11 protein-coding genes and 1 pseudogene are annotated in these 11468 nt (G+C 37.6%); 8 read left to right on the top strand and 4 right to left on the bottom strand.

The genetic code is table 11. The features are described from left to right. Positions 1 to 22: 22 nt before the first annotated feature. The 7 genes from ACTJJH_RS05005 to ACTJJH_RS04975 all read left to right on the top strand — a co-directional run bounded on the left by ACTJJH_RS05005 (position 23) and on the right by ACTJJH_RS04975 (position 7482). Positions 23 to 1444, top strand: a complete 1422-nt coding sequence (locus ACTJJH_RS05005; protein WP_002117101.1) for a glutamate synthase subunit beta — start codon at positions 23 to 25, stop codon at positions 1442 to 1444. A gap of 174 nt (positions 1445 to 1618) precedes the next feature. Beyond that, positions 1619 to 2506, top strand: coding sequence for a metal-dependent hydrolase (locus tag ACTJJH_RS05000; protein WP_238516632.1), 888 nt, complete (start codon positions 1619 to 1621; stop codon positions 2504 to 2506). Positions 2507 to 2636: 130 nt separating this feature from the next. Continuing rightward, complete coding sequence (locus ACTJJH_RS04995) at positions 2637 to 3227, top strand: LemA family protein (protein WP_002117090.1); 591 nt, start codon at positions 2637 to 2639, stop codon at positions 3225 to 3227. Positions 3228 to 3251: 24 nt separating this feature from the next. Further along, on the top strand, positions 3252 to 4334 hold the full coding sequence (locus ACTJJH_RS04990; RefSeq protein ID WP_440600815.1) for a TPM domain-containing protein: 1083 nt from the start codon (positions 3252 to 3254) through the stop codon (positions 4332 to 4334). Continuing rightward, positions 4328 to 4888, top strand: a complete 561-nt coding sequence (locus ACTJJH_RS04985; RefSeq protein WP_440600814.1) for a TPM domain-containing protein — start codon at positions 4328 to 4330, stop codon at positions 4886 to 4888. Before ACTJJH_RS04990 ends, ACTJJH_RS04985 begins: the two co-directional genes overlap by 7 nt. A gap of 349 nt (positions 4889 to 5237) precedes the next feature. Continuing rightward, a complete protein-coding gene (locus ACTJJH_RS04980; protein WP_032036626.1) occupies positions 5238 to 5702 on the top strand; it encodes a pilin in 465 nt (154 codons plus the stop codon). Between the two features lie 151 nt (positions 5703 to 5853). Next, positions 5854 to 7482: a Wzy polymerase domain-containing protein gene (locus ACTJJH_RS04975; RefSeq protein WP_440600813.1), complete on the top strand. Its 1629-nt coding sequence runs from the start codon at positions 5854 to 5856 to the stop codon at positions 7480 to 7482. A 42-nt stretch (positions 7483 to 7524) separates the two neighbouring features. Here the strand turns inward: ACTJJH_RS04975 and bfr are convergent, their stop codons facing one another. Together bfr and ACTJJH_RS04965 are read right to left on the bottom strand one after the other, a co-directional pair. Next, the gene (bfr, locus tag ACTJJH_RS04970; RefSeq protein WP_005067113.1) at positions 7525 to 7989 is read right to left on the bottom strand and encodes a heteropolymeric bacterioferritin subunit Bfr; all 465 of its coding nucleotides are present in this window, start codon (positions 7987 to 7989) and stop codon (positions 7525 to 7527) included. A 243-nt stretch (positions 7990 to 8232) separates the two neighbouring features. Beyond that, positions 8233 to 8427, bottom strand: a complete 195-nt coding sequence (locus ACTJJH_RS04965; protein ID WP_202732982.1) for a bacterioferritin-associated ferredoxin — start codon at positions 8425 to 8427, stop codon at positions 8233 to 8235. Positions 8428 to 8529: 102 nt separating this feature from the next. Between ACTJJH_RS04965 and ACTJJH_RS04960 the strand changes: the two are divergent. Beyond that, positions 8530 to 8607 (top strand): annotated as a pseudogene (locus ACTJJH_RS04960) (hypothetical protein); the annotation flags it as partial. A gap of 39 nt (positions 8608 to 8646) precedes the next feature. Here ACTJJH_RS04960 and ACTJJH_RS04955 read toward each other — a convergent pair. Continuing rightward, positions 8647 to 9030, bottom strand: coding sequence for a RidA family protein (locus tag ACTJJH_RS04955; RefSeq protein WP_002116996.1), 384 nt, complete (start codon positions 9028 to 9030; stop codon positions 8647 to 8649). Between the two features lie 144 nt (positions 9031 to 9174). Beyond that, on the bottom strand, positions 9175 to 11280 hold the full coding sequence (locus ACTJJH_RS04950; protein ID WP_262440242.1) for a RelA/SpoT family protein: 2106 nt from the start codon (positions 11278 to 11280) through the stop codon (positions 9175 to 9177). Positions 11281 to 11468 lie beyond the last annotated feature (188 nt).

The raw sequence follows: 11468 nt of genomic DNA, 5'->3' as shown, positions 1-11468 counted from the left end.
GCGCCTACCCACGGAGAGAGACATGGCAGAACGCCTAAATAATGACTTTCAATTTCTGGATGTACCACGCCAAGATCCAGAGAAAAAAGATATTACTGTCCGCAAAGCAGAATTTGTGGAAATTTATAAGCCTTTTACATCGGAAACTGTCACTAATCAGACTCACCGTTGTTTAGGCTGTGGTAACCCATATTGCGAATGGAAATGTCCTGTACATAACTACATTCCAAACTGGTTAAAACTGATCGCTGAAGGCCAAATTTTCCAAGCTGCTGAGCTTTGTCATCAAACCAATACACTACCTGAGGTATGTGGTCGCGTATGCCCACAAGACCGTTTGTGTGAAGGTGCTTGTACCTTAAATGATGGTTTTGGTGCAGTAACCATTGGTAATGCTGAGAAATATATCAATGACACAGCTTTTGCTTTAGGCTGGCGTCCAGATATGTCAGGCGTAAAATGGACTGATAAAAAAGTTGCAATTATTGGTGCGGGTCCTGCTGGTTTAGGCTGTGCAGATATTCTAGCTCGTGGTGGTGTTAAACCAGTTGTATTCGATAAGCGTCCTGAAATTGGTGGCTTACTTACATTTGGTATTCCAGAATTTAAAATGGAAAAAGATGTGATGAAACGCCGCCGTGAAATTTTCACAGGTATGGGCATCGAATTCCGTTTAAATACTGAAATTGGTAAAGACATCACGATTGATGAATTACTTGCAGAATATGATGCGGTATTCATGGGTATGGGAACTTACACCTACATGAAGGGTGGCTTCCCAGGTGAAGATCTTGATGGTGTTTATGATGCACTTGATTTCTTAATCTCTAACGTGAACCGTTGCCAAGGTTGGGAAAAAGATCCAAGTGAATACATTAGCTTAGATGGTAAAAAAGTGATTGTTCTAGGTGGTGGTGATACCGCTATGGACTGTAACCGTACTTCTTTACGCCAAGGTGCTCACGATGTAACTTGTGCATACCGTCGTGATGAAAGCAACATGCCAGGTTCTGCGCGCGAAGTAAAAAATGCCTATGAAGAGGGCGTTAAATTCCTGTTCAATCGTCAACCGGTCGAAATTGTTGGTGAAAATGGCAAGGTGACAGGCGTAAAAGTAGTAACGACACAAATGGGTGAACCAGATAGTCGTGGCCGTCGTAGTCCTGAGCCAATTCCTGGTTCTGAAGAAGTATTACCAGCTGATGCAGTTTTACTTGCTTTCGGTTTCCGCCCAAGCCCAGCAGACTGGTTTGGTAATGTGAATATCAATCTTGATGGTTCAGGCCGTGTTGTCGCAGCTGAAAAGCAAGAATTCAAATTCCAGACATCAAACCCGAAAATCTTTGCTGGTGGTGATATGGTACGTGGCTCAGATCTTGTCGTTACTGCGATCTGGGAAGGCCGTCAAGCTGCCGAAGGTATTTTGGATTATCTTGGTGTTTAATAAATTAATTTGTTAAATAACTGAAAAAAAGCCTACTTCAAGTAGGCTTTTTTATTGTCTACCATTAGTCACTTTGATGTTTTTGGCAAATATAATAAGCTTTTTTGCCCTTTTTAGCGTTTAAAGCTCGCGACATACTCGAAACTTCCTTCTTCAATACAGTAGGTGTTGAATATGAACATCGCAGGTATGACGGCAGAAAAATCATATTTAAATCGTCGAAAAGCGTTGGGTATTACAGTGCGTCGTCTTAAATTTAATCCAAAAGCGATCAAGCGGCACTATTTTGCAAATTCACCCCTCATGTCGCATTTTTTAACTGCACTCTCATCAACGTTTCCGGTGGGTGAGCAATTTTTTGTAAATAGCGTACGTAATGTACGTGATAAAGTCTCAGATCCTCAGCTACAAGCGCAAATTGCAGCGTTTATTGGACAAGAGGCCATGCATTCCAAAGCACATGGTGAGTTTAATGAAGCTTGGCGACGTGATGATTATAATCTGGACAGTTTTCAAAATTGGCTAAATGAGCGCGATAAATATTTAAGAACAATTCCACCTAAGCTGCAATTGGCATTGACCTGTGCATTTGAACATTTCACTGCTTTACTTGGGGGATATGTCTTACAACATCCAGAGTTATTAAAAACGCTAGATGAAGATGCGCTAAAACTTTGGGTATGGCATGCGATTGAAGAAATTGAACACCGTTCGGTTGCATTTGATGTTTATCAACATGTATATGGTGATGATCGTATCCGTCGTTTACTCATGCGTAGCGTCACAACAGGATTTGCGAGTCTCGCTTTTTATGGGACAACTCGTTTATTTTGGCAAGATAAATGGAATAGCTTACCTAAAATTGGGGGTAATTTATTTGGATTATATTTGCTGATGAAGATGCTTGTTCAGTTAATGCCAGAATACTTCGCATATTACAAAAAAGATTTCCATCCGAGTCAAAAAGATTATGGCAGGATGGTTAATTATTGGAAAAGTTCTTTAGCAGAAGAATATCAAATGGCAAGTTTTGAACAAGAAAAAGATCAGCGATTGAGCTAATAGATAACCGGATTTAAAAGTCCGGTTTTTTAAAATCAATAAAATAAAAGCAACACAATAATGCCTAATTCATCATACAATCAGGTAAAGAGGTTAAAAATATAAAGAAAAACTTGAGGATAATGTGACGATGAAAACGTTGAAACAATTTGCGATCGCAACAACACTTGCCAGTACCTTACTGTTTTCGGGGTGTGGCTATAATACTCTACAAGTAAAAGATGAGGCTGTAACAGCAGCGTGGTCTGAAGTACAGAACCAATATCAACGTCGATCAGATTTGGTACCAAATCTTGTAAACGTCGTTAAAGGCTATGCTAAGCACGAAGAGCAAGTATTAACCGAAGTAACACAGGCTCGTTCTAATGTTGCAGGTTTAAAAGTTGATAAAGAAGTTTTAGAAGATCCGGCTTTACTTGAAAAATATCAACAAGCTCAAAGTCAATTAACAGGGGCATTATCTCGACTCATTGCTGTTTCGGAAAATTACCCAGATTTGAAAGCCAATACTCAATTCCAAGAATTACAAGTTCAGCTTGAAGGTACTGAAAACCGTATTGCTGTTGCACGTAATCGTTATATTACAACAGTACAAGACTATAACTCATATGTGCGTCAGTTCCCTCAGGCAGTAACAGCAAAAGTAATTGGTATGCATCCAAAAGCCAATTTCTCTGCAGAAGCATCTGCACAACAGGCTCCAAAAGTTTCTTTTGATTAATTTTATAAATCAAAGGAGTGCCGTATGAGAAATACTCTATTGCTTCAATCAAAGCAAATTAAGGTCTTTATCTCGACCTTAATTTTGCTCTGTTGTGGTGTTCTTTTTCAGAATACGGCATGGAGTGAAAGTAATATTGCAACTGCTACCGATGAGGCTGATACAGTAGTTGCTGGCAAAATTATTCAAAAGCAACAAACTCAAGCTGCTGCAACTAAATTAGAGGGGCAAGCTGCTTCAAGTCCTGCTCCTCAAGCCCAAGTTACTAATGATATGGCTGATGGGGAATCAATTCGTGGTTTGCCAACTTTAAACCAGCCTGTTATTGATCAAGCCAATATCTTAAGCGAAGCTGAGAAGCAGCAACTTGATCAAAAAATTCTAAGTTTATACCAACAAGGCAAAGCGCAGATTGGTATTGTGATTGTTCCTACCACTGGCCAAGAAGATATCTTTGATTATGCATTACGTGTTGGTGAAAAGTGGCAATTGGGATCATCTAAACGTGATAATGGATTACTCATTGCAGTCGCTGTAAATGACCGCCGTATACAAATACTAACTGGTTATGGCCTAGAAGGTGTGTTGCCAGATATTGTGGCAAGTCGGATCATTCGAAACCAAATTACACCTTATTTTAAACAAGCCCAATATGCACAAGGTTTGAGTGCAGGTATCGATGAAATTGGAAGAATTTTAAATCTTGACCCAGAAGTAGCACAGCAAGCTGCTCAAGATTTAAAAGAACGTCAGCATCAAGCTGCAGAAGAACAGCAAGCCAAGCAGACAACGCTGACAATGGCTTTATTTATTCTTGTTGCTGGAATTGTGGGTTCATTTATTGTCGGTCGTCCGCTTAGTGCATCTACAGCTGGTGTTGCTGCTGCAGTAGCAGGATTCGTAAATGGAGCAGGGCTAGTCACTAGCTTACTACTTGGTTTTGGTATTTTCTTTTTACTCATTACATCAATTGCCCAATTTATTTTACAGGCCATTCTGAGTGGTTCTGGTGGCGGTGGACGTGGAGGAGGCTTCGGCGGAGGTGGCGGAGGCTATGGTGGCGGCGGAGGCCGTTTTGGCGGTGGAGGTGCTTCAGGCTCATGGTAACAACATCAGAAACAACACAAATTATTACTCAACCAAAAATTGAAGAATCTGTAGAGCCAAGTCTAAAACGTTGGTTTAAACATCTATGCTATTTACCTGCTAGTAGCCGTTATTTTTCAAAACAAGATAAGCAAGCTATTGCAGATGCTGTACAGCAAGCAGAACATGGGCATGTTGGAGAAATACAGGTTGTAATTGAAGGCCATATTCCATGTTCACAAGCCTATAGACAAAATACACGTTTAAGAGCACAGCAGTTATTTGCAGAATTAGGTGTTTGGGATACTGCATTAAATAGTGGTGTATTGTTATACCTAAATTTATGTGAACGGACAGTAGAAATTATATTTGATCGTGGAATTCGAAATGCGACTAACGATCAAGTCTGGAAACAGATTTGTGAAGCAATAGTACAAAAGCTTAAACAAAAAGAATATCAACAAGCTGTAGTGACTGGCGTAGAACAAATTGGAGAGGTAATGTCACGGTTTTATGAAGAAAACATGCCCGATCAATCCAATGAATTAGGCAATGCTCCGATTATTCTGAATTAAACTATCTTGTAACATTCTTTTATTAGCTGATTTTCTTAATTTTACTTTTAAAGGTGACTGACAAAAAGTGTCACCTTTTTTTATATTTTTAATGAGATTTTTATCACAATAAAGAATTAAAAAATTGAAATAAGTGATGAGCTATTTTTGATTAGTGACATATTACTAATAAAGTTTGAGTGACAATTTTTGTCAATTATTTACAGGGATTATATGTCTAATAATAATTAAATTTTATATAAGTATTTGTTTTTTAAAAAATAGTAAAAGTTGGCATGGATGCTGCAGTATAGTTGATAGCTGAAAAAGCTTATATAAAAACATACATACAATCTTTGGGGAAAAGGCTATGAATGCACAAAAAGGTTTTACATTAATTGAACTCATGATCGTAGTTGCCATTATTGGTATTTTGGCTGCAATTGCGATTCCACAATATCAAAAATATACTGCTCGTTCTCAAATTACAGCAGCATTAGCGGAAATCAGCCCAGGAAAAACTCAATTTGAACTAGCTTTATCTGAAGGTACGGCTAGCAGTGTGAATAATAGTCCAGCAGCAATTGGTTTAAAAAGTACCACTAATAATTGTTCAGCTGTTAATGTAACTGCAAATGGAACTACTGGTACAATTACATGTACTTTACAAGGTTCCGCTACAATTACAGGTGGTGTTTTAACTTTAACACGTAGTGCAGATGTAGCTGCAGCTTCTGGAGTAAATGCAAATGTGGGTGGCTGGGCGTGTTCTATTACTAAAGGAACAACAGATATTTCTTCAGCAATCGCACCAAAGGGTTGTACTATAATTTAATATTAAAAATTTACATAAAAAAGCACCTCTTAAGAGGTGCTTTTTTATGTAAGTTGGAAATCTGTTAACTTAATTTTACCTAAAAATATAACTCTAAGAATATTTTATTATAGGTATAATTCTTTTAAGTTTTATCTCTTAACCTGTCACTATGCAAGTATTCCTCCTATTCCTCGCTGCAATTCTGTTGGGTTTTGCATGGTTATCCCCATTTCATTATAGTCCTTGGGTGATGTTCTCAAGTGAAGTGAGTACTTTTGGGGCTGGGTTGTGTGTATTGGCTACTCTAGTTCAGCAAGATATTAAAATTCCTAGAGCACAGCTCTTATTGTTGCCATTTGCTTTAATACCAATGATACAATGGGGTTTTGGTTTAGTTTTTGATTTAAGTACAGCTTTACTGAGCGCATTTTATTTACTAGGCTTTTGGTTTATGGTCGTGGCTGGTTACAACCTATCTTTAGATCAACAAAAGCGCGACCAAATTTTTTCTGGTTTTAGTATTTTAGTATTAGCAGTCTCTGTCGGCACAAGCTTTATTGCGATTTGCCAATGGTTAAATTTAGAGTCAGATTTTATTTATATGCTCAATCTGATTGGTAATCGCCCTTACGGTAATTTCGGTCAGCCAAATAATATGGCAACATTCCTAATTGTTGGATTGTTAGGGTGTTTATATCTCTATGAAAAAAATAAGGCAACAGTCTGGCTACTCCTACCTCTAGCACTAATTATTTTGTTTACGATTGCATTGAGTCAGTCACGAACATCATGGATCGTTTTTCCATTTTTATTCATGTATTGGATAGTTAAACAATTTGGTAAACAAAAAAGATTTGGAGTTTTTCAAGGTTTTTTGTGGTGCGTCGGTTTTTTCGTAATGGCTGGTGTAATTCTACCATTTGCTACTAATTTAATTGAAGCATGGTCAAGTACTGATGTAACCGAAGCAAGTAGTTTGGTTGAAAGAGCAAGCTCTGGGTATTTGCGTTTTAATATCTGGTCACAAATGTTGCTTGCTGTACAGCAGCACCCTTGGTTAGGTTATGGTTGGAATCAAACCAGTGTGGCACAAATGACAGTTTACCATGCTTTCCCAACAGGAGAGTGGACTACCAGTGCACATAATGTACTGCTTGATTTAATTATCTGGAATGGTATTCCCTTGGGTGCTGTAATCATTACCTACTTTGCTTGCTGGTTTATTTGGTTAAATCAACAGGCTAAAAATACCATCTCGATTATAGCGATTATGATGGTCTGTACAGTGCTTATTCATGCCATGTTAGAGTTTCCACAGCGCTATGCTTATTTCTTACTTACTTGTGGATTCCTACTGGGTATTGTACAAGCACAAACTACTGTACTTAAGGGAATTATCCTCAACAAACATCTTTTTCGCTTATCATGGGTTGTAAGTTTATTGCTTATTATTGCAATTCTACGTGATTACAATGTCTATGTTCTGAATAGTAATTTGCTTTTTAATAATAAGCGTCCAAACGCTGAATTTATGGGAAGTAGTAAAATTTTTGTTTTAACACAGTTTGAGCAGCGTTTAAGTTGGATAGAACTTAATCCCCAAAATATTTTATCTGAAGGTGATTTGGTTGAATGGGAAAATTTTATAAAGAATAAGCCTACTCCATATAACTTACGTAAATACGCAAAATTGCTCGCTTACAACGGGAAAGTAGAACAGGCACAGCAGCAAATATTTATTTTGCAACATCTTTATAAGCAAAAAATAACGCTATCGGAATTACTAAAAGAGAAGTAATAAAAAATCCCCTTAAGTATAAGGGGATTTTTTTATGAGAAATTACATTTGGCTCTGGATATAATTTTCAATACCAACATTGCCAATAAGATCAATTTGAGTATCTAGCCAGTCCCAGTACTCTTCTTCTTTTTCTAGAATTTCTTGAACAAGGTCACGAGTGACATAATCTTGCTCTGTTTCAGCTAAAGCAACCGCTTTTTGAATTGCTTCTATATTTTCTTTTACTTTACGAATGTCACAGTGCAAAACTTCTTCTGTGTGTTGACCAATATAAAGCTTACCTAAATGTTGAAGGTTAGGTAGTCCTTCCAAAAATAAAATACGTTCAATGATTTTATCGGCATGTTTCATTTGACGAATTGATTCTTTATATTCCGCAGAGCCAAGCTGCTCAATTCCCCAGTCATTAAACATGCGTGAATGTAAAAAGTATTGATTAATTGCAGTTAAATGATGATACAGCACTTGATTGAGCTGATTAATGACATCACGATTGCCTTTCATTGTAGCTACTCCAAAACAATTTCTGCCTCAAACTTAATTAAGGCAATCTATAAATCCATTTTAGTGAACAATCACGGAGATGGCGAGTAATTTATGGAACAGCAAATGAAAATCGCAATCAAAAACAACACAATATTAGAAAGGAGGTTTTCAAGCCAAAAAAAACCGCTTGAATGAGGAACTATAAAGGTTCCGCAAAAAGCGGTGGAGGAGTCAATAAATTTTGTTAAATATTAATTTTTATTATGCAGCTACAGAAATGCGAGAAGCGATTTCTGCTAATTCTTCGCTAATGATAGCGCGAGCTTCTGGTGCACAGCGTCCACAGCATGTACCAAGATCAAGCAAGTCGCGAATTTCACGATAGCTTTCAGCGCCATTTTCAATAGCGTCTTTAATATCCTGATCGGTAATGCCACGACACAAGCAAACGTACATGGGAGTGATCCCCAAATATAAATGCGATAATTGATATTATTGATAATTATTATCGTTTGTCAATGAAATTCATTTAAAATCTCATTTATCATTATTGGGATTTTGAATAAAAAAAGACCACCTAAGCGGAAATCCAAGAAGAATTTAGATTTTTATGCCAAGGTGGTTCGTGTTTTAAAAAACTAAATAGTGAAATTTAGATATTTTAATTTTTATATCTTATTGATTAATAATTACAATTCCGTCCATTTCTACTAATGCGCCTTTTGGCAAGCTTGCTACACCAAGAGCTGCACGTGCAGGGTAGGGCTGAGCAAAATATTCACCCATAATTTGGTTTACGAGTTGGAAATTTGATAGATCAGTTAAAAAAATATTGAGCTTAGCAATATCTGCAAGTGAACCACCAGCAGCTTCACAAACTGCTTTTAAATTATCAAATACACGGCGAATTTGAGCTTCGATACCTTCTACAAGTTCCATACTGTATGGGTCTAAACCAATTTGCCCTGAAAGATATAGCGTATTGTCTACTAAAATAGCTTGAGAGTATGTGCCGATAGCAGCAGGGGCATTTTCAGTATGAATGACTTGGCGGGACATTTGGTTCTCCTTGATTAAATCTATTTCCATCATAATCGATGATAGCTTTGGACAAAAGTATCATCGATTTAATTGATTAAGTGAATTTGGAAAGTTTGATTTTGTTAAGGAAACATAAATCTAGTCAATTGTCTCTATAGAAATTTAGCTTACTTTTGAAATTTCCATTTGCGGAGCAGGAGCATCTAAACGTTCAATCCGTGGGAAACCATAGTGCATGCGTAAATCACGAATGACTTTTGCAATGTGCTTACGATTATTCACTACAATATTCACAAATGTTCTTTGCTCATTTGAGTGAACCATCTCTACCCCAGCATTGTTTTTACGGCATTGATAAATCAGATCTGATACTTGTTCATCATTCATCGCCATATAAATAGCAAGGTACGCTGTAAAACGGACATCATCTACATCATCTGCTTTCCATTGAAGCGGCATAATATTTTCAGGGTGTAAATGTTGTTCATGTAGCAAGTTATGACAGCGAATTCGATGCACAATTAACCCGCGACGTGTTAAATGTCCTTGAATTGGATCGCCTAAAATTGGATTGCAACAATGTGCATATTTAACGTCGATTCCTTCCGTACTTTGAATAAGTCGATCTGAGTTTTCTACTTGCGGATGTTTGTCATGAGCAAACAGGTGGTTTGCTACAAGTTGAGGTAGTAAATCGCCAACCGCAATTTGTTCAAACAATGTATTTTTATTATCGATGTGACGCCATTGCAATAGATCTAACCAGTCAGCTTCAGAAAGATCATTGATTGAACGATTAAAGAGTTTTAGTGCACGAGAAAGGGCTTGTGCACCAACTAGACGTTGTTCTTCGATATCTTGATCTTTTAGTACATGCTGTAATGCACGACGAGCTTTCTGCGTATTAATAAAACTTAGCCAGTCTGGGTTTGGTGTTGCCAAAACATCCGTAATAATCTCAATAACCTGACCGCTAACTAATGGGGTAGAGAGTGGTTTAATCTCACCATCGACTTTTGCGCCAACTGCGTGGTTACCTAAAAATAAACTTGCTGAATAGGCAAAATCAACTACGGTAGCGCCTTGCGGTAGCTCATGCAGTTGGCCATGGGGCGTATATACCCAGATTTTTTCTTGGTGTAGATAATCAAGTAAATCATTAAAAGTTGTTTTAGCACATTCGCCGTCAATCAATGTATTTAAGTTCTGCATTGAAGCCTGAATGGCAGAGCGGCAAGTTTGCGGTGCATTTTCACCTAAAACCACCCCAAAACGGGCAGCTTTACGCATGAGCTCGGTTTGAATGGTAAGAGATAGTGTTGTTTTTTCGCCTTTAAGTTTAATCAATAAAGACTGATTACCGCCGGGTAATGGTCGACGAATGTGGTCTTGGTACTGGATAACCTGAAAGTTTTCTCTTAATGCTTCTTCTAAGCGGTCACAGTCGGCAATGCTTTGTAGAACAATTTCGAAAGCATGACTATGAGTAAGCTCTTGGAGATCCATCTCGTTTTTAACGAAATGGCGTAATAATTCGATATTGTTATTTTTCTTTTTAATACGGCCTTGAATATGATAATTATGCAGAAGTTCAGCGAGGTTTTGTTCCCAAATACTTTGATATTTACAGCGTTCTGGCTTTGTCTGTAGCAGAGCATTCTGAACGTTATCAAACATATCAAGGTCAAGGTTTTGATAGCAGAGATTCTCTAGATTATCGCCCATTTCATTCATGCCGACTAATCTTGCCATCGGTACAAATATATCAAAAGTTTCTTGAGCGATACGGGCTCGTTTATCTGGGCGTAAAGCACCTAGAGTTGTCATATTATGATAGCGATCTGCTAATTTAATAATGATGACACGTGGATCTTGTAAGGTCGCTTGCAGAATTTTTCGGAATGAAGCTGCTTTATTGTATTCTTTATCGCTTGATTGGCTAAGTTTAGTTACACCGTCGACTAGCTCTGCAACGGTTAGGCCAAACTTCTCAATAATATCTTCTTTTGTATATTGAGTATCTTCAATAACATCATGCAAAAGTGCTGCCATTAAAGTTTCAGCATCTAAACGCATGTTTGCAAGAATACAGCTTACAGCAATCGGATGCAGAATATAGGGTTCGCCACTTTTACGCGTAATGCCAGTGTGCGCTAGATCGGCAAAATCGCAGGCAGCAAGCACTTTTTCGACTTCGCTTACCGATAAGTAAGGGTCGATAATTAATTTGAGCTGTTGCTTGGCTTGGCTGACCTCTTCGCCTGGCATAAATCACCCTTTTTCCTATTGCTGAAAAACTAAATCTATCTACTTCTTAATGAAAAGCATATTGCGGAACTTGTCAATTTTTTCATTTGAAAAAGTGTATTTTTTTTCAATGAAAATAATTGCTTTTTTCAATATCTTTAAATTCAAGACAAAGCCAAATAAAAAACCACCGCAGAAAAACGATGGTT

The sequence above is a fragment of the Acinetobacter sp. 22301 genome, assembly GCF_052045285.1.
GTDB classification, from domain to species: Bacteria; Pseudomonadota; Gammaproteobacteria; order Pseudomonadales; family Moraxellaceae; genus Acinetobacter; species Acinetobacter pittii.
This window is presented reverse-complemented; position numbering and strand designations above follow the sequence as displayed.

Excerpts from the sequence above, each read along its gene's own strand:
- ACTJJH_RS05005 (WP_002117101.1), top strand. The coding sequence starts at position 23 with ATGGCAGAACGCCTAAATAATGACTTTCAATTTCTGGATGTACCACGC.
- ACTJJH_RS05000 (WP_238516632.1), top strand. The coding sequence starts at position 1,619 with ATGAACATCGCAGGTATGACGGCAGAAAAATCATATTTAAATCGTCGA.
- ACTJJH_RS04995 (WP_002117090.1), top strand. The coding sequence starts at position 2,637 with ATGAAAACGTTGAAACAATTTGCGATCGCAACAACACTTGCCAGTACC.
- ACTJJH_RS04990 (WP_440600815.1), top strand. The coding sequence starts at position 3,252 with ATGAGAAATACTCTATTGCTTCAATCAAAGCAAATTAAGGTCTTTATC.
- ACTJJH_RS04985 (WP_440600814.1), top strand. The coding sequence starts at position 4,328 with ATGGTAACAACATCAGAAACAACACAAATTATTACTCAACCAAAAATT.
- ACTJJH_RS04980 (WP_032036626.1), top strand. The coding sequence starts at position 5,238 with ATGAATGCACAAAAAGGTTTTACATTAATTGAACTCATGATCGTAGTT.
- ACTJJH_RS04975 (WP_440600813.1), top strand. The coding sequence starts at position 5,854 with ATGCAAGTATTCCTCCTATTCCTCGCTGCAATTCTGTTGGGTTTTGCA.
- bfr (WP_005067113.1), bottom strand. The coding sequence starts at position 7,989 with ATGAAAGGCAATCGTGATGTCATTAATCAGCTCAATCAAGTGCTGTAT.
- ACTJJH_RS04965 (WP_202732982.1), bottom strand. The coding sequence starts at position 8,427 with ATGTACGTTTGCTTGTGTCGTGGCATTACCGATCAGGATATTAAAGAC.
- ACTJJH_RS04955 (WP_002116996.1), bottom strand. The coding sequence starts at position 9,030 with ATGTCCCGCCAAGTCATTCATACTGAAAATGCCCCTGCTGCTATCGGC.
- ACTJJH_RS04950 (WP_262440242.1), bottom strand. The coding sequence starts at position 11,280 with ATGCCAGGCGAAGAGGTCAGCCAAGCCAAGCAACAGCTCAAATTAATT.